At 57.9% G+C, this 23139-nt stretch carries 20 protein-coding genes and 1 riboswitch; of the genes, 10 read left to right on the top strand and 10 right to left on the bottom strand.

The window, feature by feature from the left end:
• Positions 1-17: 17 nt before the first annotated feature.
• The 4 genes from ACVLVH_RS03170 to ACVLVH_RS03155 all read right to left on the bottom strand — a co-directional run bounded on the left by ACVLVH_RS03170 (position 18) and on the right by ACVLVH_RS03155 (position 6191).
• The gene (locus ACVLVH_RS03170) at positions 18-3083 is read right to left on the bottom strand and encodes an efflux RND transporter permease subunit (RefSeq protein WP_498948708.1); all 3066 of its coding nucleotides are present in this window, start codon (positions 3081-3083) and stop codon (positions 18-20) included.
• A complete protein-coding gene (locus ACVLVH_RS03165; RefSeq protein ID WP_498948706.1) occupies positions 3080-4225 on the bottom strand; it encodes an efflux RND transporter periplasmic adaptor subunit in 1146 nt (381 codons plus the stop codon). Before ACVLVH_RS03165 ends, ACVLVH_RS03170 begins: the two co-directional genes overlap by 4 nt.
• Positions 4226-4314: 89 nt before the next feature.
• Positions 4315-5499 (bottom strand): sensor histidine kinase, encoded by a 1185-nt coding sequence (locus ACVLVH_RS03160; RefSeq protein WP_498948705.1) that lies wholly within the window; start codon positions 5497-5499, stop codon positions 4315-4317.
• Positions 5496-6191 carry a response regulator transcription factor gene (locus tag ACVLVH_RS03155; RefSeq protein ID WP_101761262.1) on the bottom strand — a complete coding sequence of 232 codons (696 nt, stop codon included), beginning with the start codon at positions 6189-6191 and terminating at the stop codon, positions 5496-5498. Before ACVLVH_RS03155 ends, ACVLVH_RS03160 begins: the two co-directional genes overlap by 4 nt.
• 124 nt (positions 6192-6315) lie before the next feature.
• Here ACVLVH_RS03155 and ACVLVH_RS03150 point away from each other — a divergent pair, with 124 nt between their 5' ends.
• On the top strand, positions 6316-7101 hold the full coding sequence (locus ACVLVH_RS03150) for a MipA/OmpV family protein (protein ID WP_110867129.1): 786 nt from the start codon (positions 6316-6318) through the stop codon (positions 7099-7101).
• A gap of 74 nt (positions 7102-7175) precedes the next feature.
• Here ACVLVH_RS03150 and ACVLVH_RS03145 read toward each other — a convergent pair whose 3' ends face one another.
• The 3 genes from ACVLVH_RS03145 to ACVLVH_RS03135 form a co-directional block, all read right to left on the bottom strand.
• Positions 7176-7403, bottom strand: coding sequence for a YgdI/YgdR family lipoprotein (locus ACVLVH_RS03145; protein WP_101761264.1), 228 nt, complete (start codon positions 7401-7403; stop codon positions 7176-7178).
• A 27-nt stretch (positions 7404-7430) separates the two neighbouring features.
• Complete coding sequence (locus tag ACVLVH_RS03140) at positions 7431-7664, bottom strand: YgdI/YgdR family lipoprotein (protein ID WP_007885913.1); 234 nt, start codon at positions 7662-7664, stop codon at positions 7431-7433.
• Between the two features lie 130 nt (positions 7665-7794).
• Positions 7795-8565 (bottom strand): GntR family transcriptional regulator, encoded by a 771-nt coding sequence (locus ACVLVH_RS03135; protein ID WP_192414541.1) that lies wholly within the window; start codon positions 8563-8565, stop codon positions 7795-7797.
• A 79-nt stretch (positions 8566-8644) separates the two neighbouring features.
• On the opposite strand from ACVLVH_RS03135, the gene ACVLVH_RS03130 reads away from it, so the two are divergent.
• The 6 genes from ACVLVH_RS03130 to ACVLVH_RS03105 are packed head-to-tail and all read left to right on the top strand — an operon-like array spanning position 8645 to position 16195.
• Positions 8645-9925 (top strand): M20 family metallopeptidase, encoded by a 1281-nt coding sequence (locus ACVLVH_RS03130; protein WP_498948702.1) that lies wholly within the window; start codon positions 8645-8647, stop codon positions 9923-9925.
• A 20-nt stretch (positions 9926-9945) separates the two neighbouring features.
• The gene (locus tag ACVLVH_RS03125) at positions 9946-11544 is read left to right on the top strand and encodes an ABC transporter substrate-binding protein (RefSeq protein ID WP_498948701.1); all 1599 of its coding nucleotides are present in this window, start codon (positions 9946-9948) and stop codon (positions 11542-11544) included.
• A 9-nt stretch (positions 11545-11553) separates the two neighbouring features.
• Positions 11554-12501, top strand: coding sequence for an ABC transporter permease subunit (locus ACVLVH_RS03120; RefSeq protein WP_192235236.1), 948 nt, complete (start codon positions 11554-11556; stop codon positions 12499-12501).
• Positions 12494-13321 (top strand): ABC transporter permease, encoded by an 828-nt coding sequence (locus ACVLVH_RS03115; RefSeq protein WP_277975218.1) that lies wholly within the window; start codon positions 12494-12496, stop codon positions 13319-13321. The genes ACVLVH_RS03120 and ACVLVH_RS03115 overlap by 8 nt, the downstream gene beginning before the upstream one ends.
• Positions 13321-14958, top strand: coding sequence for a dipeptide ABC transporter ATP-binding protein (locus tag ACVLVH_RS03110; protein ID WP_277975219.1), 1638 nt, complete (start codon positions 13321-13323; stop codon positions 14956-14958). Before ACVLVH_RS03115 ends, ACVLVH_RS03110 begins: the two co-directional genes overlap by 1 nt.
• Before the next feature lie 10 nt (positions 14959-14968).
• A complete protein-coding gene (locus ACVLVH_RS03105; RefSeq protein ID WP_192414531.1) occupies positions 14969-16195 on the top strand; it encodes a M20 family metallopeptidase in 1227 nt (408 codons plus the stop codon).
• A 177-nt stretch (positions 16196-16372) separates the two neighbouring features.
• On the opposite strand, the gene ACVLVH_RS03100 is transcribed toward ACVLVH_RS03105, so the two are convergent.
• Positions 16373-17062: an NYN domain-containing protein gene (locus tag ACVLVH_RS03100; RefSeq protein WP_498948698.1), complete on the bottom strand. Its 690-nt coding sequence runs from the start codon at positions 17060-17062 to the stop codon at positions 16373-16375.
• Positions 17063-17398: 336 nt separating this feature from the next.
• Positions 17399-17665, bottom strand: a complete 267-nt coding sequence (locus tag ACVLVH_RS03095) for a DksA/TraR family C4-type zinc finger protein (RefSeq protein ID WP_008110643.1) — start codon at positions 17663-17665, stop codon at positions 17399-17401.
• Between the two features lie 123 nt (positions 17666-17788).
• A riboswitch (TPP riboswitch) is annotated at positions 17789-17916 on the top strand.
• Positions 17917-18017: 101 nt separating this feature from the next.
• On the opposite strand from ACVLVH_RS03095, the gene ACVLVH_RS03090 reads away from it, so the two are divergent.
• The 3 genes from ACVLVH_RS03090 (at position 18018) to ACVLVH_RS03080 (ending at position 21427) form a co-directional block, all read left to right on the top strand.
• Positions 18018-19100 (top strand): LuxE/PaaK family acyltransferase, encoded by a 1083-nt coding sequence (locus ACVLVH_RS03090; protein ID WP_498948697.1) that lies wholly within the window; start codon positions 18018-18020, stop codon positions 19098-19100.
• The gene (locus ACVLVH_RS03085; RefSeq protein WP_498948695.1) at positions 19097-20545 is read left to right on the top strand and encodes an acyl-CoA reductase; all 1449 of its coding nucleotides are present in this window, start codon (positions 19097-19099) and stop codon (positions 20543-20545) included. The genes ACVLVH_RS03090 and ACVLVH_RS03085 overlap by 4 nt, the downstream gene beginning before the upstream one ends.
• Before the next feature lie 114 nt (positions 20546-20659).
• Positions 20660-21427: an SDR family oxidoreductase gene (locus ACVLVH_RS03080; protein ID WP_498948694.1), complete on the top strand. Its 768-nt coding sequence runs from the start codon at positions 20660-20662 to the stop codon at positions 21425-21427.
• Positions 21428-21457: 30 nt separating this feature from the next.
• Here ACVLVH_RS03080 and ACVLVH_RS03075 read toward each other — a convergent pair whose 3' ends face one another.
• A complete protein-coding gene (locus ACVLVH_RS03075) occupies positions 21458-22933 on the bottom strand; it encodes a Sapep family Mn(2+)-dependent dipeptidase (protein WP_277975224.1) in 1476 nt (491 codons plus the stop codon).
• Positions 22934-23139 lie beyond the last annotated feature (206 nt).

Here is a 23139-nt window from a genome sequence, read left to right as displayed (position 1 = left end):
CGCCAGCCAACCCTTTTTCATTCAGCGGAAGACGCTGATTCACGCTGCATCACCAGACTGAGCGCAGCGGGCAATACCGTCAGCGTCATCAGCGTTCCCACCAGCAATCCGCCAATGATGGCGTAGGCCATCGGCCCCCAAAACACCTGATGCGAGATGGGAATCATGCCTAAAATCGCGGCGCAGGCGGTGAGAAGAATCGGGCGGGCACGATGCTCAGCCGCTTGGCTTACTGCATCATTGCGCGACATGCCAGCACGCAGATCGCTATCGGCTTCCATGATCAGGATCACCGCGTTGCGGATGATCATGCCAGCCAGCGCAATCATACCGAGCAGGGCGACAAATCCCATCGGCGTGCCGCTGGGCAGCATTGCCAGAACAATGCCAGGCAGTCCAAAAGGCGCCATCGCCAATGCCAGCAACATGCGCGATACGCGTTGCAGCTGCACCATCAGCAGTATCAGCATGACAAACAACGTCACCGGCAAAACGGCAAACACTGAGCCGTTACCTTTATCCGATTCGGCAACCGTGCCCTCTTCATCAAGGGTGTAACCCGGCGCTAATCCGGCACGCAGCTGCTGGACATCTGCGCTGAGCTGCGCGGATGTGGTCTCCGCTTGCATGCCCGCCGCTACATCAGTTTGTACCACCAAATAGGGAAAACCCTGGCGACGCCACATCACCGGATCCTGCAATCCCCACTGCAGTGTCGCAACCTGGCCGATGGCAATCTTCGCGCCTGACGCCGTGGTCAGTTTCAGCGCAGCGAGGCTCGTTAAATCCAGCCGATCGGCATCGTTGGCGCGCAACAGCACATCAACCAGCCGGTTATGATCTCTCACGGTAGTCACGCTTTGACCGGACCACACGCGGTTCAGCAGCTGCGCGATATCCTGTGAAGAGACGCCAGCCGCGCGGGCTGCGGTTTGGTTCACCGCAAAGGTGATGACGCGTTCCGGCTCGCCCGCTGTCAGGTTTACGCTGCGCGTCGCGCGGGATTGCCCGAGGATGCTGGCCAGCTTTTCCGCATACTGTTTCACCCGCTCGTAGTGCGGCCCGCTGATGCGATAGCGGATCGGCCAGCCAACCGGCGGACCCAGTTCCAGCGGCGATACGCGCGTCACCACATCGCTGAAATCGCGTGCCAGCAGGCGATCGAGTTCAGCTTTCAACCGATCCCTCGCCGCCAGATTTTTGGCTACCACCACCAGCTGGGCGATGTTTTCATCATCGTTCAGCACGTCCATCGGCAGATAAAAACGCACGGCGCCGCTGCCGCTATAGGAGGAGAAATGGTCGATATTGGTGTTGCCGCTGAGTTTCGCTTCGAGCTGTTCTACCACGCTTAAGGTGCGCGCCTGCGAGGCGTTCGCCGGCAGCGTGAGGCTGACCAGCAGCTCTGGGCGATCGGATGCCGGGAAAAACTCGCCCTGCAGGTGGCTCATGCCCCAGATGGCGAGCAGCAGCGATGCGCCCGCCAGGCCGAGCGTCAAGCCCCGATGGCGTAACACCTGTGAAACCAGACGGCGATAGAGGCGCAGCAACCAACCGGGCTCAGCGTGCGGTTTACCTGGCCTTGATGACAGGATCCAGCTGCCGGTCAGCGGAGAGAACAGCACCGCAACGACCCAGGAACTGAGCAGCGAAATCAGCACCACCACAAACAGCGAGTAGCAATACTCCCCCGCGCCGGACGCGGCGAAGCCGACGGGAATGAAACCGGCAATCATCACCAGCGTGCCGGTGAGCATCGGAAATGCGGTGGTTTCAAAGGCTACTGTAGCGGCGCGCCAGCGGGAATCACCGGCTTCGAGTCGGGCGACCATGGTCTCCACCGCGATCATCGCGTCATCCACCAACAACCCCAGCGCGATGATCAGCGCGCCAAGTGAAATGCGTTGCAGCCCAATGCCCGCCAGCATCATGCCGGTAAAGGTCATCGCCAGCACCAGAGGAATCGCCGCCGCCACAACTAAACCGGCACGCAGCCCGAGCGAGACGAAAGAGACGGCCAGCACGATAAAGATGGCTTCACCGAGCACCCGCACAAATCCGCTGACCGCGTCGTTGACCACCCGCGACTGATCCGCCACTTTCGTTACCTCAATTCCGTGCGGCAGTTGGCTGGCAATCCGCGACATTTTGTCCGTTAACGCGTGGCCAAAATCCAGCATATTGCCGGTCGGCGCCATGGAGATCGCCAGCCCAATCGCTGGCTTACCGTTGACGCGATAAAGCGGCGTTGGTGGTTCCGCCGCCACACGCGTCAGCGTGACGATATCGGTCAGGGGAATGTAGCGATCGTTGATGTGCAGCGTCACGGCGCGCAGGCTCTGTTCCGAGTTGAAGGCACCGCTGACGCGCAGCGCGATGTTATCGCTGTTGGTGCGAATGACGCCTGTGGGTGACAAGGCATTCTGCGCCTGCAAGGCATCGGTGACCTGTTGCAGGCTCAGGCCCATTCCCGCGAGCGTGCGCGGAGAGAAGCTCGCCACAATCTGCTCCTCCTGCACGCCGAGCAACGCAATTTTGCCGACATCCGGTACGCTCATCAGCCGATCGCGAATCGACTCAACGCGATCGCGCAGTTCACGTGTGCTGAATCCTTCAGCAGTAAAACCGTAAATCGTGCCAAAGGTATCGTCAAAATCATCATTGACCGCCGGTGCCGCAACGCCCGCAGGCAGCGCGGAGCTGACATCCTGCATTTTCTTGCGTACCTGATACCAGATGTCCTGCACTTTGCCGGGCGGCGTGCTGTCGCGCAGATTGACAAAGATAACGGTTTTACCGGGATGCGTTTCGCTCTGCACGTAATCCAGATAGGGCACTTCCTGCAGCTTTTTCTCCAGCGGTTCAGTCAGCAGTTGCACCGTATCGTCGAGATCGGCACCGGGCCACTGCGCGGAGACCACGGCGGTTTTGATGGTAAAGGCGGGATCTTCGTTGCGCGGCAGCGCCTGATAGCTGAGCACGCCAGCGCCAAGGATCATCAGCATCAGAAAAGCCATCAGCTGTTGATGAGCCAGCGCCCAGGCGGAAAGGTTGAATTTATCGCGAGCGGAAGGTTCACTCATGGCTGCTCATCTCCCCGCGCAACCGCTTCGCCATCGCGCAGTGTGCTGACGCCTGCCGTGACCACGCTTTCGCCTGCCGTGAGACCACTGGCGATATAGACTTCGCTGGCGGTGAAGCGGGAAATCACCACCGTGCGGCGTGTGACCTTGCCGCGCTGCGCATCCAGCACAAACACCGCCGGTTTGTCCGCCAGGCGCGTCAGCACGGATGCAGGAAGGATAAAGGTGCGGGGATCGCTCTCCGGTAGTGCCACGCTGACGCTGGCGCCCAACAGCATCGCTGGCGGTGGATCGTCTAGCGTTAATCGAACCCGCCAGGTCCGCGTTTGCGGGTCGGCCTGCGGGCTGATATCGCGCAGATGCGCCTGCGCGGCGATCGCCGGTGAAGAGAGCAGGGACACACGAAAGGCATCGCTGGAGAGTGAGGAAAATGCTGCCGGGAAAGGCACATCCAGAACCACATCCCGCCGCGCACCGCTTGCCAGTGACATCACCGTTTGACCGGCGCTTACGACCTGTCCGGCAGAGGCGCTGACGGCGGTGATCACGCCGCTGAAAGGAGCCGTCAGCTGCGTCCAGCGTAGATTTTCCTGCGCGCTGTTGAGTGCGGCTTCGCTGCTTTGCAGGTGCGCCGCAGCGGATTGCCAATCGGATTGCGCGCTGTCGAGCTGCGCCCGTGCAATCGCACCGGAAGGCATTAACTGTTTCATACGATGTAGATTCAGCGCCGCAACGCGTTCAGTTGCCCGCGCGCTGTCGGTGTCCGCCATCGCGCTGCGTAACGCATTGGCGGTAGTGCTGCTCTCTAACGTTGCCAGCACCTGACCGGCGTCAACACGATCGCCCACTTCGGCAGGGCGTGTCAGAATCCGCCCATCCAGCCTGAAACCCAATGATGTTTCGTCGTGGGCATGAATATCGCCGGTCATCTGCACCTGTTGCCCTTGCAGGGCGGGCTTAACGGTGATGAATTTTACCGGTCGGGGAGGCGCGGGTGGTAAGGGATCGCGTGGCCCGCATGCAGTCAGCGACAAGGCGATGACCACCATGCAGGGCAACAATGGCAGCAACGTTATCAGGCGTTGTGCATCGATAAGATGGTCGGCCGCCTGTTTGACCAGGCCGGTGAAAGAGTCAGTCATGGCGCCACTCCGTACAAGGATTTGGCGCCATTAAAACGGCTAACTGTCGAGATTCGTTGTACGGCGAGTCAAGATCCTGTCAAGAGCGCTTAAAACGGTGCCGGACTGACGTCCGGCAGGAAAATCGCCAGGCTGAGGCCGCCCTCTTTGGGCAGTTTGGCGCTGATCCTGCCGCCGTGCGCCGCGCAGATGGCGCGGGCGATCGACAAGCCCAGCCCGCTGCCGCCTGAGTGGCGCGCGCGCGAGGTTTCACCGCGCGTGAAGCGTTCAAACATCTCGGGCAGAAATTCAGGCGCCACGCCGGGGCCATCATCTCTGAATTCGATGCTGCAGCCTCCCGGCACCGCGCGGGCAGTAATCTGCAACTGGCCCGCAGGTTTGCCATAGCGCAAGGCGTTTTCAATCAACACGCTAAACACCTGACCCAGGCGGAAGGGATCGGCGCGGCAGGTGAGCGTGCTGTCTGCTGCCACGCTGATGATCATGCCGCTGGCTTCGGCTTGCGGTCGCACCCAGGCCACGCGCTCCCGCGCCAGTTCTCCGGGGTTGATCTCATGCAGATCCAACTTGAGTTGCCCGGCGTCGGCCAGCGACAGCAGGTGGAGCTCATCAATCAGTCGGCTCATGTGGCGCAGCTGTTTCATGATCATCTCCAGCTGCTGCGGTTCGGGCTGAAACACGCCATCCAGCAGACCTTGTAACCGACCAATGGCTGCCGTCAGCGGCGAACGGAGTTCGTGTGCCAGCGCCACGTGCGAGGCGCGCAGTTCACGATCGTAGAGCGCCAGCTGCTGGCTCATGCGATTAAAGTCGTGTGCGAAGTGCAACAGCTCCGCCGGCGCGCTTTTTACAATGGTGGCGGCGGAACCAAACTGCCCTTCGGATACCCGATCAGCGGTTTTTTTCAGGTGGCTAAACTGCAACGCCAGCGGGCGGGCGTTGCGCAGAACGGTGAAGGCAACAAACGGCGTAATGATGAAAATCAGGATGATCACCATCAGCCAGTCAGCGGCACCCACCGAAGGATCGGAGTAGCGCACGCCCCAGCGTTCATCAACGATCTCGTGGAAGCGTGGCAGATTGGTTTGCGGATGCGCACGCAGTGTCAGAAATTCCTGGCGCATCGCCGGCGGCATATGGTGGATGATCCACAGGTTTTGCAGCGCAAAGCGCAGGAACATAATGCCGGCGACGGCAATCACCGTGACGATGGCCAGCGTCAAAATACGCACGCAGATCCAGCGCCACAGCGTTTGAGGAGGTGACTTTTTCATGGCTGTCTGAACCTGTAACCCACGCCGCGCACGTTAAGTAATATCTCGGACAAACCGGCGTTTTCGAGCTTCTTACGCAGGTTGTAGACGTGGGTGTCGATCACCCTTTCCAGCGCCTCGCTTTCAGGCATACAGGTTTCGATCAGATAGTGACGGCTGAGTGCGCGCACCGGCGCTCGCATCAGGGTCACCAGCAGGGAAAATTCGGTTGGCGTGAGTTCAACGCGTGTTGGCTGTTGCTCTGGCTGCGCGACCATTGCAGTCATCGCGGCGGTATTAACCTCAAGCGCCTGCCAGCGCAGCACTTCATCCTCCGCAACGGCCGCCCGGCTGCGGCGCAGCACCGCCTGCACGCGCGCCACCACTTCGCCCGGATGATAGGGTTTCACGACGTAGTCATCCGCGCCTAAGCGCAGCGCGCCGATTCTGTCGGGCGTGTCGGTCATCGCGGTAATCATAATCACCGGCGTGTCCGCGCGGCGTCGCACGGCAGCCAGCACCTCGGTGCCGTTCATGCCGGGCAACATGATGTCGAGCAGAATGAGATCGGGTTTCCACTTCTCAACGCGCTCAAGTCCGCTATGCCCATCGCCAGCAATCTCCACGGCGTATCCTTCACGTAGCAGATAGGCTTCCAGCACGTCTGCCGCGTCTGCATCATCCTCAATAACCAATACTCGTCTGTTGTTCATGGCTCACCTTGACAGTTTCTTCATAAATCCCTGGCACGTTATTGACAATGCTTCGGGATACTCCAATCCGTGACGCAACGCCCGGGCAAGGGGCTAAAAACAGATGGGTAACTGAGGTGACACGATGATAACGAGAAAAAAGGCGCTGTACAGTGGCTGTTTGTTACTGGTCAGTATCAGTACCAGCAGCCGCGCTGATGACAGCGCAGCGCAGGATGGCGTGATGATTGGCGTGGGCGCGCAGACCACGCCGACATACAGCGGCGCAGATAAGCAACGCTGGCAAGCGGTGCCGATGTTGCAGGCCAGAAAAGGTGCCTTTTTCGTCGATTCGCAAAAGGGGGTCGGCTACGATCTGCAAAGCGACAGCGGCCTGTATCTGGAGCATTCGCTGGGATATGGCCTGGGCAGGGCAGACAAGGATTCCGACTGGCGCGACGGTTCTGACAAGCTGCGTGGCATGGGCACAATAAATGCCACGCTCAACACCGCTATTGCGGCCGGTTGGGCGGTCTCGCCGTGGCTGGTCCTCGAAGCGAAAGCCGTGCTGCCGCTGACAGACAGTCAGGGCGTGAATTATCGCACCTCGGTAACATTAATTCCGCTGCAAAGCCAGCAGGATAGCCTTTCCTTGCAGACGTCCGCGCTATTTGGGGATGCGCGTTACATGCAAACCTGGTACGGCGTTAGTGCGCGTCAAAGCGTGAAAAGTGGCTATGCGACTTACTCACCGGCAGCGGGATTTTATGGGGTGGAAACCGACCTGACATGGAGTCATCAGTTTACCCAGCATTGGGGCGGCGCGTTAAGTGCGGGCTACACGTGGCTGGACGATCACGCGGCGGACAGTCCCATCGTGTTCAGGCAGAATCAGCTGACCGCAACAGCGGCGGTGACCTATACGTTTTAAGATTTGAATGGTGTTTAAGCCCGCACCGCTGTAAGGAAATCCACTACAGCGGGCGGCTTGAGTGAGAAAGATTATTAATGCGGAACTTCAGAGATCTCTTTCACGTCACTTTTATTGATTTGCTGCTTCACGCCATTGGCATCGACGTAACCCAGCAGGCCGGTTTCAGCATCCTGTGGTTTGCCATCGGTGACGATGGTGCGTCCATCATTGGTGTGGATAGCGTACGAGGTACGCGTACATCCGGTTAACGCGGACAGGGCAATAAGCGCAGTAATAGAAAGCAAAATTGATTTTTTCATTAGTCTCTCCAGGCTGTTAAAAGGATATTAATTATCCAGTTCGCTCATGTTGGTAATCTTGTCGCGATTGATCTGCTCAGTTTTACCGGTTTGCGCATCCTTGTAAGAAACAAGGCCCGTGTCACTGTCGATTTGCGGCTTACCAGACGTCACAATCGTGCGTCCGTCGGTGGTCTTAATCGCCTGATTTGAAGAGCAAGCGGTCAATGTCATTGCCATAAAAGTGCCAAGAAATGCCGTTGCCAGTACTGTTTTTTTCATCGTGATGAGTTCCTTTCAGTGGAATAAGTTTTAACTACCTAAATAGCTTAGAACATTTTCCCGAAACAGCCAGAAACCCGGCGCATCTGCGCTGTTTAACCCGACTCAGATGGCGGTTCATGCCGCGCGCTTAGCGGATCTCATTCACATACATAAAGTGTTCAGTACTAAAACGGTGGTGCGCCAAAATTACCGGCAGGGCACTTTGATCAAATGAAACTTCATCAATCACCATCACGGCGTGCGGCAAGCTCAGCTCCAGCAGCGCCGCATCCTCTTCATTCGCCAGCGTAGCGGTAATTTGTTCACGCACGGCGGCGACGCGCAGGTCGTAGCGCTCAAACAAATAGCGATAAAGCAGCGGCGGTAAATGATCGGCTGCTGGGAAATCGGCCAAACGCGCCGAAGGCAGCACCAGCGTTTCATGCATCGCGGCGATGCCCTTCACGCGACGCAAACGCTTCAGCCGGATCACTTCATCGCCCTGACCAATTTGCAGTTTCTCTGCTTCTTCGGCGCTGGCATGACTCAGTTGATAATCCAGTAATCGGGTATCGGATTGCAGCAATCCGCCGGTTTTATCATGCAGGCGAAAATACTGGAAAAAGTGGCTGAGATTGTGCAGCGGCGCCCAGCCGGTCACCACGGTGCCGGTTTTGCGACGACGCATCAGCATGCCTTCCGTGGTCAGCGCCGCCAGCGCTTTGCGCACCGTGCCCACCGATACACCAAACTTCGCCGCCAGGCAATTTTCACTCGGCAAAATCGTGCCCGCGGGCAGTTCACCTTGCAGGATCGATTCGCTGATATGGCGCTTGACCACTTCATACAGCGGCGCACCTTCACCTTCGCTGAGTCTGGCGAAAGGTTGAGCGTGGTTCGCGTCATAGTTTTTTTGCATGTTTCCGATTACCGATTGACCTCAGTCGTTGAATTGCATTATCTATAAACTATATAGAAATACAACAGATGATAATCCTATGACGCAAAATCCACGTTTTAACAACGCATTAGCGATGATTGCTCATGACGGCGCGCAAATGACGGATGACCTTAAACAGATGCTGGAGGTGGATACCTGCTTCCCGCCAGGCAACGGTTATGGCGCATTTGCTGACCTGATGACGCACTTGTTAGCACCGCTGGATTTTCACTTTGCGCGCGTCTCCGTGCCGGAACATTTATGGCAGGCACCGGACGGCAGCGCGTACGGTGAACGCGTCAATTTGCTGGCATCGCTTGATGCCGGTGCCGCTGAAAACTGCAATCTCTATTTCCACACCGATACCGTGCCCGCCGGCGATGGCTGGCGTTTTCCAGCGCTCACGCTGACCGCAGCGGAAGGCAAGCTGTTTGGACGCGGCGCGGCAGACATGAAAGGCACCATTGTTGCCGCGATGGCGGCAGTGCGCGCGGCACAGGCGGCGGCCATCCCGCTGCGTTTTAATCCGGTTTTTCTGCTGTGTAGCGATGAAGAGGGCGGCTTGTATCCCGGCATTCGTTATCTGGCGGAACAACAGCTTTTCTCCGGTCACCTGCTCAGTTTCAACGGCGGCGCGGTGCCGCGTATCTGGGCCGGTTGCTTTGGCAGCATCGATCTCAAAGTGATTATCACCGGACGTTCGGCGCACTCCGGCGATCCGGTTAACGGCGTTAATGCTATTGAAGCGGCGCTGCCAATGATGAACGCGCTTTATCAGCTGAAGCTCGAGGTGGAACAACGCACCTCGGCGATGCCTTCTCCGCCGCACTATCACGGCAAACCGTTGACGTCACTGTTAACGCTGGCCGCTGCGCAGGGCGGCAGCAAAGGATCAACCATTCCTGAACGGTTTGAGCTGCTGATTAACCGCCGCTACGCGCCGGAAGAGCGCTTTGACACGGTGTGGCAGGAGCTGACGCACTGTGTGGAAAGTGCGATGCGCGACAGCCCCGCGCTCGACGTCACGCTGCAAATGATTGGCCATCTGGCGCCGGTCGCTAATCCGGACGGTCCGCACTGGCCGCGCTGGCAGGCGGCGCTGAGTCAGGGTTTTGGCTTCCAACCCAGCGAGTTCCAACCCTGGGGATCGTCCACCAGTTCCGATATGGGCTGGGCCCAGCAAGCCGGGATTCAGGAGATTTTACTCGGCGGCCTCGCCCGTCCTGACAACCGCATTCATGCCGCCGATGAGTACACCACGCTGGCAGATGTGATCGCACTTTCGCAGTCCATTCTGGCGTATCTCGCCGATGATTTTCAGCCAACCCAGGGTAATTAACTAATCACGAGGAAGAGAAGATGTGCGCAATGAAAGGGTTAAACCGCAGACAGTTTATCGCCAGTTCTACCGCTCTGACGGGCGCAGCGATGCTGCCCTGGTCGTTCTCGGCCCATGCCGCGCAGGTGGCGAGCGCCACGCCGGGCGGCACGGCGCGTAAAGGCGGTGTGCTGCGCATCAGCGTTGATCAAGCCGTCGGCGTGTTAAATCCACATCAGGTGCGCGTCAACCCGGAATATCTGGTGGCGGAACTGCTGTACAGCGGCTTAACGCGTCTGACGCAGGAGATGAAAGCCGAAGCCGATTTGGCGCATTCCTGGCAGGCCAGCGCCGATCTTAAACAGTGGACGTTTACCCTGCGCCCGAACCTGAAGTTCAGCGACGGTTCCGCGCTGACTTCCGCCGATGTGGTCGCCAGCCTGCAGGCGCTGCTCGATCCGAAAAATGCCTCGCCAGCGTTGCATAACATTGGGCCGATTAACGCCGTCAGCGCGCCAGATACCAACACGGTTTTGATTGAAACCGATGCGCCTTACGCCGATTTGCCGGTGATGCTGGCTTATCCGGATGCGAAAATCATCCCCGCCAGCATCGCGCAAGGCCAGTATGACAAGCTGAGCAAAGCCTCGTTCGGTGCCGGTCCTTTCCAACTGGTCTCCTACGATCCAGAACGCAAAATTGTGGTGAAGCGCAATCCGCATTACTACGATCCGGCGCGTCCCTATCTGGATGGCGTAGAAGTGGTGGTCTATCCCGATGGCATCGCGGAGAGTTCCGCGCTGATCTCCGGTGACACCGATCTGATGCTGAGCGCGCAGTCGAGCGAGTTCGCGCGCCTGTCCAAATCTTCCGGCGTGCTGCCGCTGCGCGTGGCCTCCGGCCAGTTCCTCAATGTGAACATGGGCTGCGACCAAAAACCGTTTAACGATGTGCGGGTACGTCAGGCGCTGGCAATGTGCGTTGATCGTCAGGCGTCGGTGGATTTCGTGGCGGATGGCCTGGGTTCACCGGGCAACGACACGCCGATTAACGGCGCGTATCCGTTCTTCGCCAACCTGGCAAAAAAAGCGGTGGATTACAGCAAAGCCAAAGCGCTGCTGGCGGAGGCCGGTTATCCCAACGGTATCGATTTAACGCTTATCGCCTCCGACAAACCGGCCACCCGCACGCAGCTGGGCATTGCCCTGCGCGAGATGGCGAAACAGGGCGGTTTCCGCATCAACGTGCAGACCATGGCGCACAGCACCTATCTCGATCAGGTGTGGAAGAAGGGCAACTTCTACGTTGGCTTCTACAACATGCAGCCGACGCCAGACGCGGTGTTCTCGCTGCTCTACACCTCAACCGCATCGTGGAATGAAACGCGCTGGAACAACGCGGAGTTTGATAAAGCGGTAAGTGCGGCGCGTGAAACCCGTGATGAAGCACAGCGCACCACGCTGTATGGCAAAGCGCAGCAGCTGATGCATGACGAAGTGCCATCGGTGATCCCGACCTTCTTCGATCTGCTCGCCGCCAGCCGCGATTATGTCGGCGGATATCATCTGCATCCGCGCGGTGCGGTATTCCGTCTTGACCATATCTGGTTAACCGACAAAGCGCCGAAGCGCGCAGCGTAAGGAGCGAACGTGACAGCAAGTTATCTGCTCAAACGCCTTCTGCTGATGGTTTACACCTTGTTAGTGGTGTCGCTGCTGGTTTTTGGCATCACGCAACTGTTACCGGCCGATGCGGCTGTCACCTTGCTGGGACAAAACGCCACGCCGGAAGCGCTAGCGGCGGTGCGTGAACGTCTGGGGCTGGATGCCCCAGCGTGGCTGCAATATTGGCATTGGCTGACACAGGCGCTGCAGGGCAACTTTGGCGTATCGATGCGCAATGGTCTTGAAGTGGCGCCGACGCTGCTGACGGCATTATCACGCTCGCTGCTGCTGGCGGTGTGCGCCTTAATTCTGATGCTGATTATCGCCATACCCCTCGGCATCTGGGCGGCGGTGCGCCGTGGCAAAACCGCCGATGTGCTGGTGAGTGTCATCTCCTATATCGGCATCTCCTTCCCGGAGTTCGTCACCGCCACGCTGGTGCTGCTGCTGTTTGCTGATGTCTGGCAGATTTTGCCCGCCACCGGCTATGTGCCGCTCAGTGAGAACGTCGTCAGCGGGATTCAGCACCTGATTCTACCTTCGGTGACCGTGGCGCTGATTCTGGTGGCGCACGTCTCGCGCATGGTGCGCTCAGAAATGGTCGATGTGTTGCATACCGATTACATCCGCGCCGCGTGGCTAAAGGGCTTATCGCGTCGCCGCATTCTCTGGCGACATGCGCTGCGTAACGGCTTGTTGCCGACCATCACTATTGTGGCGCTGGATGTTGGTTATCTGCTGGGCGGCATTGTGGTGGTGGAGGAGATCTTCGCCATTCCCGGCATTGGCCGCGAACTGATTGTCGCCGTGCAGGCGCGCGATCTGCCCACCATTCAGGCTGGCGTGATGATTCTCGCCGCGACCTATTCAGTGGTGAACTTCCTGGCTGATTTGGCCTATGTCACTCTCGATAAGCGGATCTCCTATGCCTGATATGTTGAAACGTTTGCTGCGTTCACCGCAGGGTGCCGCTGGCGTGCTGATTATCTTGCTGGCGCTGCTGATGGTGGTGGGCGGTGCGCACGTCGCGCCTTTTGACCCCGAATCGATCTCCATCCTGACGCGCTATAAGCCGCCCAGCGCGGAACACTGGTTTGGTACCGATCAGATGGGCCGCGACATCTTCAGCCGCGTAATGGTGGGCGCACGCTCAACCATTCTACTGTCGCTGCTGGCGACCGCGCTGGCGATGGTAATCGGTTCGGTGCTCGGTACCGCCAGCGCCTATCTGGGCGGCAAATTTGATGAGTTCATGATGCGCACCATGGATGCGGTGATGGCGATTCCCAGCCTGCTGTTTGCGTTGCTGATTGTCAGCACGCTTGGGCAGAGCAGCATGAACGCGGTGCTGGCGATCACTATCGCCTTTGTGCCGGGCATGGTGCGCATCTCGCGCAGCGTGGCGTTGGCCGCCCGCCAGCAGGATTACATCAACGCCGCCATCGCGCGCGGCGAAGCCGGGCACTACATCATTCTGCGAGAAATGCTGCCGAATATTCTGGCGCCGATCATCGTGGAAGCCACCATTCGCGTCGCCTTCGCCATCATGCTGTTTGCCACCCTGAGTTTTCTGGGGCTGGGCGCGCAGCCGCCAGAGCCAGAATGGGGATTGATGGTCTCTGAAGCGCGCGCTTACTTCTTTAATGCGCCGTGGATGATGATGATTCCGGGCTTCGCCATCGCATTGGTCGCCATTGGGTTTAATTTACTGGGTGACGGGCTGCGTGATGTGCTCAACCCAAGGAGCCACTGATGAGTGACAAGCTTACACCGGTGCTGTCGGTGGAAAATTACAGTCTCGATTACGCGTTAGCCAAAGGACATGCGCTACCGGTACTGTGTGACATCAACCTGCAGGTGATGCCCGGCGAAGTGTTGGGGCTGGTGGGCGAATCGGGTTCCGGCAAAACCACGCTCGGCTGGGCGATCATGCGCTGGCTGGCGGGCAATGCGCGCGAGCTGCAGGGCGATATTCGTCTCAACGGCGAGAGCCTGCTGACTTTACCCGCGGCCAAACTGACAGCGCTGCGCGGTGCCAAACTCGGCATGATTTTTCAGGATCCCAGCGCCTCGCTCAATCCCACGCTGACATTGGGTGAGCAGGTCACCGAAGTGTTACGCCGCCATCGCGGTTTATCGGCGCGTGAAGCGCAGGAGATGGGCGAATCGCTGCTGCACGACGTTGAACTTAAAAATCCGGCGCGCATGATGCGCCGCTATCCGCATCAGGTGTCGGGTGGCGAGAAGCAGCGCATCCTGATCGCCACCGCGTTTGCCTGCCAGCCGGACTGCATGATTTTTGATGAGCCAACCACCGCGCTGGATGTGATCAGCTCGGCGCAAATCCTCGATCTGTACGAGCGTTTGCGCGAAGAGACCGGCGTTGCGTCGCTCTACATCTCGCACGATCTGGCGTTGGTGGCCAAAGTGGCTAATCGCGTCTGTGTGCTGGAACAGGGACGCATTGTCGAACAGGCCGACACGCGCAGCCTGTTTAACGCGCCGCAAAACGCCTATACGCGCAAGCTGATTGAGGCGGTACCCAATCCGCAGCACCGGCTGGTGCAGGACGCGCCCGGCAACCAACCGTTACTCGGCCTGAAGCAGCTGACCATCGATTACGGCAAACAAGGTTTTCTTGATCGTCTACTGAAGCGTGAAGGCAATACCACGCGCGCCGCCAATGCGGTTGCGCTCACCGTGCATCAGGGAGAAATTCTCGGCGTGGTTGGTGAATCGGGTTCCGGCAAATCCTCGCTCGGTAAAGCCATTACCGGCCTGGTGCCGTTCAGCGGCGAGCTCGACTTTTGTGGCTACGCGCTGCATGGCCGGGCGCAAATGGATAAAGAGTATCGCCGCCGCGTGCAGATGATTTTCCAGCATCCTGATGCCTCGCTGAATCCGCGCATGACCATTGGCGAAATCATCGCACGGCCACTGCGGTTGTATGGTTTACCCGCAGGTGAAACCGAAGCGCAGGCGGTCGCGCGCCTGCTGCAGGAAGTGCGTTTGCCGGCGGAGTTTGCGCAGCGTTATCCGCATGCATTGTCGGGCGGCCAGAAGCAGCGCGTCGCAATCGCCCGTGCCTTTGCCAATCCGCCGGATTTGGTGATTTGTGACGAGATCACCGCCGCGCTCGACGTCTCGGTGCAGGCCACCATTATCGAGCTGCTGCTGGAACTGCGCCGCCGATACGGCACCGCGTATCTGTTTATCACCCACGATCTCAACCTGATTCGCCAAATCGCCCATCGTGTCGCCGTGATGTATCGCGGTGACGTGGTGGAAGTGCTGCCCGGCGACAACATGACGGCGCTGGCGCAACATCCTTATACCCGTGCACTGCTTGATGCGGTGCATATTCCCGACTTATCCAAGTCCGTTGCATGACGAGAGAAACATGAAGCCTGAACAGTTGATTCATCATATCGATCGCGATTTTTGCCTCTCATTCCTGGCAAAAATGGTGCAGCACAAAAGCTACAGCGCCACCGATGGCGAGCGTGAATTGGCGAAATACATGGCCGCGCAGATGGCGCAGCTGGGCCTGGAAACCGAACTGCAGAACGTGCCCGGCGACAGGCTGAATGCCATCGGACGATTGGCAGGCAGCGGCGGCGGCAATAGCCTGCTGTTCAACGGGCATCTGGATACCAATCCAGTCACCGAAGGCTGGACTGTCGATCCCTGGGAAGGAAAAATCGACGAACAGTTTATCTACGGTATCGGCGTTTCGAACATGAAAGCGGGTGATGCCGCCTATTTTTGCGCGTTGAAAACGCTGATTGATGCCGGTGTGAAGCTGAAAGGCGATGTGATTTTGACATATGTGGTGGGTGAGTTGCAGGGCGGCATTGGTACGCTGGCGGCGATTGAGCAAGGCGTGCGCGCCGACTACTTCATCAATGCCGAACCCACCGATCTGCAAGCGCTGACCATGCACGCCGGTTCGCTGATGTTTACTATTGAGCTCACCGGCGATACGCGCCATCTGTCAAAACGGGAAGAAGCGGTGGATGCGATCAGCGCTGCCGTCGAGCTGATTCCGCAGATTAACGGCATGATCTTTAGCGGCGCGAAAACCGCTGAGCATCGCAAGATTAACCGTGGTCATATTGGTACCGTGCATGGCGCGTTAGGCCGCGATCTGGAAGAGTGGCGACCGCCGCAGGTGGCTGACTTTGTGCGCTTAAAAGGCTCGGCACGTTTCGCGCCAGGACAAACGGTGGAAGGTGTGCTCGCCGATCTGCAGGCGCTGCTGAATACCTTATGCCAACGCTATCCGGGCCTGAAAGCCGAGCTTTATGATGATGGCATTCGTGATAAACCCACCATGTTACCGTTCGAAGTCTCACCGGAATCCGCCATCGTCAAAGCGGTGAATCGCGGCTGGAAAACCGTGCGCGGCACCGAACAGCCCACCGGCGTGATCACGCCTCCGGCGTTCTTCGGCACCGATGCGGCACATCTCTATCAGCATGCGGGCATGGAAGGGATCGTCTGTGGGCCAGGCGGCAAATACAACACCATGCCGGATGAGCGCGTAGAAATCAGTGAATTCCTCGATATGGTGCGCATCTATCTGCTGGCCATTCTGGAGATTTGTCAGCCGGTTGAGGCCGCTTAATGCAGGTTTAAGCGCTGATGAGAGCTGATAGGATTTAGCCTGACGCAGGACGTTGAACTGAATGATTTATCAGTAACCGTTCCCGCATTACGTTTCGATATGAAATAGGCCACTACGGAGAACATCGTGAGCTATGCCATTTACCGCGAGGCGCATTAAATGGCGTGGTTTTGATGCTTACCAATATTCGGGTTTAACCGCAGGTTTTTTATGCGTTGCAACCCGAACAGGAAACTGGCATGCATCAAGCTCTTCATTGGTGATCGTTCTGCGTATCCAGTGACTATGATTCTGCAGTGAACCCGGAACACCACGTACGTTGCCCTGGCGGTGCGGCAAAATGATCCCGATACGAATGTCGGGAAAATCTTCGCGAATCGCCTTAAGTGCTGGCGTCATGTCGGTGTCAGCCGATACTAACACCAGCTGCGCGATCCTCTCTTCTATTGGCAACTTCTGCTGTTTAGCAAACAAACGATACATGCTGATGGCAATATTCACGTCGGTTTCTTTCTCTTCCAGCTCCCAGATATCTACCTTATCCAGACGTGATGCGGGTACTTTTTTACTAATGAAACGCGGAGCCCGAGCGTGCTCAAGTCGATGACGTCCGGAGAAGATATTTATTCCGGTCGTTTTCAGCGCGCGAATATAAGTATCCTGAGCGTGTCGGGATGCAATACCGCGTGTGGCGAGGTGGGGAATAACCGAGGAGGTATAATAATTTATTGTTTCAATTATGGCAGTCGGATCCTGTACCCGGCATATATGTGACAGCAGCAATGACAAGTTGAGCCATTTATAAGGCGTACCTGCAAGGAGTCCATAAAATACATTGTATCCATCAATGAATATTGCAGTACGCACTCTTATCCTTCCATAAGATACGAAAAAACCGGCCTGAGCCGGTTTTTTCACCCTAACGGCCAGCGAACTGAATCGCTGCGTACAGGGTTGAGTTGTGTGGCTAACTTATCAGCATTACTGGCTAAACTCAAGTTGCTCAAGGTGAAATCTAAGCCATAAAGTTTGTAAAATTAGGCTCTTCTTTCGGCTTCAGCAATAGTGCTGCAGTATTTAACTTTGAAAAATCAGGAGATATGCGAATGGTCTTGCTTCAGATTAATGGTAATTCTAATTAAAAGTAACGAGTGCAAATGAAATTTTAAAATATCCATTAACCTGAATTGCTAATTTAAATAACTATCTCAACTGACTATCCTTACTTCCACGGCGGTTATAACCGCTGATCGCCGCCTGTTTTTTATCGATCTTGCTCTGGCAATTCACGCAGTAACGCACGCCAGCCAATGCCGCGCGACGCGCTTCCGGGATCGGTTCGCCGCACTCGTCGCAAAATTCAGCACTTTCACCGTGCCCGAGATTTTCACGCGCGCGGGCCACCGCATCATCTACCGTGGCATCAATTTGTTTGTGCACCGCACCGTCTTCTGACCAACCGCCAGCCATACTTCACCTCCGCAAATACTCATGCTCTGAGTATAAGACATGACGTGATTTGTGCCGGGCAGCTCAAATTTTCACGCGTATTTAACATGGTTGACACATCATCGCGCGCCATCCTAGACTGCGGCTTGTTCCAAGGGGTGCTCTGTTAAGGGGCTGAGATTCTACCGGCTGGCGTGTATGCGCGAGCAACGTAGTGACCCTCCGAACCTGATCCGGCTAATACCGGCGTAGGGATGCGGAACCGCAGGGCGATATCGCGCCCTGATTCCCTCTTTGTGCTTTGTAGCGGACAGTTCGCGCTCTTCAGGCGTTGCCTGAGAGTCTCTGCGCAATCGCAAAGGTGGCGACGCACATGAACGAAACTCACATCATCCAGGCTCTGCTGACATTTCTGCAGCGCGAAGATAGCTCAGACGACGATTTCAACCAGCTGGCCCTCGAAATCTTCGCTTATCAGTTCGCACACAATCCCCCTTATCGCCGCTTCGCCACTCAGCGCGGACGCACGCCGCTGACGGTAAAAAACTGGCGCAACATTCCCGCCATCCCGATTAATGCCTTCAAAGATCTGACGCTCAGCTGCCGTCCCACCGAACAAATTGCCGAGATCTTTATGACCAGCGGCACCACCGGCACGGTAAAAGGGCGCAGTTACCATTCGACGTTGGAGGTATGGAAAAAATCGATGCTGCTCAATTTCCGCCGTCGCTTTATGGCGGGCCGCGATCGCATCCGCATGGGCATTTTGTTCCCGGATACCGTGGCGATGCCGAACTCCTCGCTGGCGACCTATCTTGATTTGGCGATGAAGGAGTGTGGCACGCCGGACAGCGAAGTAATGGTGGGCGAACATGGCCTCGAAACCAGTCGTCTGTTCAGTGCGCTGGAACAGGCCGAAGCAGGTGGCGAACCCTACGCGTTGCTGGGCGCCAGTTACAGCTTTGTGCCTCTGCTGGATGACATGCAGCGCCAAAAACGCCGCTTCGCGCTGCCGGCAGGCAGTCGCATTCTCGATACCGGCGGTTTCAAAGGCCAGTCGCGCGAGATGGGCGCGGAAGAATTCTACGCTTCGCTCTCTCATGCCTTCGGCATTCCGCGTTCCCACTGCATCAACATGTACGGCATGACGGAAATCAGCACGCAGTTTTACGACGCGGGCAACGAGTGCTGCCCGCCGGTGAAATCCGGGCCGCACTGGATCCGCACGCGCGTGGTCAATCCGCTTACCGGTGATGATGTGCCGGACGGCGAAGTTGGCGTGCTGGTGCATCACGATCTGGCGCATTTCAACTCGGTGTCCGCCTTGTTAACGGAAGATGCAGGCGTGATGGTGCCCGGCGGATTCCATCTGCTGGGACGCGCGACCGGCGCTGATGCCAAAGGCTGTTCGCTGACCATGGAAGCGTTTCTCGCCAGCACGCAGGCACAGTCGTGAAAGAAATTGCCGGACATCTGCCGGGCCTCTCCGCTGACGAAGTGCATTGGCACACGCTGAGTTTCAATCATCGTGGCGAAAGCCTCGAGGTTTGCGTTCCGCAACTTGATGACGCGCAGATAAAGGCGCTCGCAGCGCGCATCCGCACCAACGCCCGCGCTTATCTCCAGCAGCTGAGCGTGGCGCAGATCATGGGCATCATTGATGCAGCGGTGGCGCGACTGCTCGATCGTCATCATCCACTGCGCATCAAGGCCGAAAAGCTGCTGCCCATCGTCACCGGTTACGATGCCGAGATGGTGCGGCTTGGCCTTACCGGCTATCTGAAAACCTTTCGTCAACCGCAGTTAAAGCGCTTTCTGGCGGAGGATTTCGCCGATCCGCAGATGCTCGACGATTTCCAGCCGCGCCCCAAAGGCGGCTTTGCGCGCGCATTTGGCCCGCAATTGTTAATGCATATCTGGGCGGGCAACCTGCCGGGCTTGCCGCTGTGGAGTTTGATCTGTGGTCTGCTGGTTAAGGCGGGCACCATCGGTAAACTGCCGGGCAATGAGCCGCTGATGGCAAGCTGGTTCGCGCAGTTGCTGGCGGAGATCGATCCTAACCTGGGCGAATGTATCGCGGTGGTGTGGTGGAAAGGCGGCGATGCGCAAACCGAACTAACGTGGCTGCGTCAGCCCGATGCGCTGGTGGCTTATGGCGGAAATTCAACGCTGGCGGCGATCCAACAGCGTTTGCCGGTTACCACGCGCTTTCTGCCGCACGGCCATAAAATCAGCTTCGGAATGGTGGCGCGTTCGGCGCTGAATGTACGGCAAGGCGCGGAGCTGGCGCGCCGCGTGGCGTATGACGTGATGCGTTACGACCAGGCCGGTTGTTACTCGCCGCAAATGCTGTTTGTCGAGCGCGGCGGCAAGGTGTCGCCGGATGAGTTCGCCAGCTACATCGCCCATGAACTCGCCGCGCTGGCGCACAAACATCCGCGCCGTCCGCTGGCGAGCGAAGAGATCAACAGCATTGCCGCGTGGCGTAATGGCGAGGAGATTCGCGCGCTGGGCGGCGATCGTACGCTTTACGGCGAGGCGGCAGACGATTGGGCAGTGGTGAGCGTTGATCATGCGGAGCCTTTATCGCCGGCGGCATTGGGCCGTACGTTGAAAGTGGTGTGCGTGGATGCGCTGGAAAAAGTGGTCGATTTGGTGGCGCCGCAGCGGCATTTTCTGCAAACCGCAGGCGTGGCGGCCGCGCCGCAGGCGTTGTTCGGCATTTCGGCTCTGCTCGGGCAAGTGGGCGTTACGCGCATCGCGGCGTTCGGCAATATGACCTCGCCGGAAGCGGGCTGGCATCACGATGGACGCTTTAGTTTGCTGGATCTGGTGACCATCACGGAGATCGAGCAGGGCGCAGAAGCGACCGCCGAGCATTACGCACCGTATGCGGAGTGACGCGGTAACAGATCGCACATACCGTAGCGGTGCAATTTATTACGCATCAATCCGCTGCGCGCGATAAATCGCGTCGCTACAGATTTTGCGTGACCATATCAACCTGGAGCCAAAATGAAATTCTTCAATCAAACAGTTCTGGTAACCGGCGCAAGCCGCGGCATTGGTGCAGCGATCGCTAAAGCCTTCGCCGCAGAAGGCGCGTTTGTGGTGGTGAACTATCTGCGCAATGAAGCTGCCGCTGCGGGCGTGGTTGAGGAGTGCCGCGCATTGGGCGGCGACGCGCTGGCGATTGCCGCCGATGTCACCTGTGAGCAGCGGGTCAACACGATGATGGAGCAGATCGTCAACGCCACCGGCCGCCTCGATGCGGTGATCAACAACGCTTTCGCACCCTACGTTTTCGACACTGAAAATCGTTCACGTTTTTGGGAAACGTCGTGGTCGGGCTATCAGTCGCAGTTCGATGGCGCGGTAAAAGCCGCCTATAACGTCTGCCAGGCGGCGCTGCCGTTAATGCGCACGCGCGTGCGCGGCAGTATCGTTAATCTCACCAGCGATCTGGTGGCGCGTCCTTCAGTGCCTTACCACGATTACATCACCGCCAAAGCGGCGCTAACCGGCTTTAGCCGCACGCTGGCGACGGAGCTGGGCCCGCTGGGAATTCGCGTTAACTGCGTGGCGCCCGGTCTGGTGTATCCCACCGATGCCAGCCAGGCAACGCGCGAAGCGGTGCGCGATTCTCTCACCGCGCAAACCCCGCTGCGGCGCATCGCGCAACCGGAAGATGTCACCGGCCCGGTGCTGTTTCTCGCCTCCGACTGGAGCGAATTTGTTACCGGGCAAACGTTGTACGTCGATGGCGGATTAGTGATGAATTGATCCCTACGGTCGCCATTCGCGGCGATCGGTTTAATCCTGGGCAAGCAAATAACTATCCAACCTGATCAACGCGATCACATATTTCGGCAACGCCTCCAGCAGCGATGGCAGATGGATTGTCTCGTCGGCACCGTGCGGCAATCCATGGCCTTCGGGTAAAAAATCGGGCGTGTTTGCTGCGGTTTTCCGGTAACCGGGCCCAAAGGTGATGGCGTTTGGCAGCTTCTTCGAATGGGTCACGCCGCCCATCGCGTAAGGGCGATCGTCATTGCCGGTGGTGTCATTCCACACTTGCTGCAGCAGCGAAATCACCGGATGTGAGGCCGGCAGGAAGAACGGAGCCACGTCGCGCCAGCCGGGATCGAGCGTAATGGTAGTAGCGGCTAACTGCTGCTGCAGCATCTCGACGATCTGCTCGCCGCGCCACGAAACCGGATAACGGATATCGCAGTCAATGCTCAGCGTGTCGGCGCGATGGCTGTACCACACGCCCGCGTTCAGCGTCAGTTTGCCGGACTCCGCATCTTCCAGCCCCAATCCGGCGCTCTCGCCATACGGCGACGCAAACAGCTGTACCAGCGTTTCCGCCAGCTGACGTTCGTGATCGCCCAATAGCTCCAGCTCAATCAGTGCGGTGAGCAGCACCTGCGTGGCATTCAGCGTGCCGTCGGGGAAGGCGGCATGCCCGCCGTTGCCGCGCACTTTCAGGGTGAAAGCGCCATCGTTTTCCGGCTTGATCGACACATAGGTCGCGGCAATGCCCTGCAGTAGCGCCAGCTTTTCACTAACCGCATGCTGATCGGCCTGCGCAATTCGCACGCTGGCGAAATCCGGCACGCTATTGCTGGCCGATCCGGCAACAATATCCGCCAGCACGCCCGACTCGGCGACATTCAGGGTAAAACTGAGTTGCCCTTTCTGCGCATTGTTCACCGGGAACATGCCATCGGTGACAATCGAATAATCGGGCACCGGACCGTTCTCCGCGAACCACGCCATATCGGCCATGTTGGTCTCTTCCGCCAGGCCATAAACGATGCGCAGATTGTGATGCAGCGGAATTTTCAGATCGCGCATCAGCTTTAACAGATAGAAATTGAGCACGCCGGGCCCTTTGTTATCCGCCACGCCGCGACCAATCACAAAATCGCCGTGCTGCGTTAGCGCAAAGGGCGGAAAGGTCCAGTTGTCGCCCGCTGGCACCACATCCAGATGGTTGATCAGCCCGATGTCGCGCGCGTGCTCGCCATAAATCACCGAACCGGCGTAGCCCTGATGCTGTTCGGTTTTGAAACCGGCCTGCTCGGCCTGATCTAACACCTGCTGCAAGATTTGCGCGCACTCGGGGCCAAACGGCGCGCCTGGCGCTGCGCGGTCGGCGCGACTGATGCTGGGAATAGCAATCCATTCGGCCAAATCATTGGTTAATGCGGCGCGGTGCTCCGCGATCCATTGCTGGATCTGCGGCAACAGCGCGCTTTCCTGAGGTGATAACGACGCGGACATAAGGCTTCTCCTTCAATTTATGCACAACATAAAACATTCCACCGCGTCGGCTTAGACGCGTTTGCGCGAACCATTGCTACCACGCAGCTAAGCGCCACTTCATGCGCATTCCTGCAAAGCTTAGCTATTTTTGTTGCTCGTATTGCATGGCAAAGCAACGGAGATTAACGCCCTACGACGCTAAGTCACCAGTAATGCAGGAGAAT

The sequence above is a fragment of the Kluyvera sp. 1366 genome (assembly GCF_054823405.1).
The sequence above is the reverse complement of the archived record's forward strand: the minus strand, read 5'-3'. Positions and strand labels throughout refer to the sequence as shown.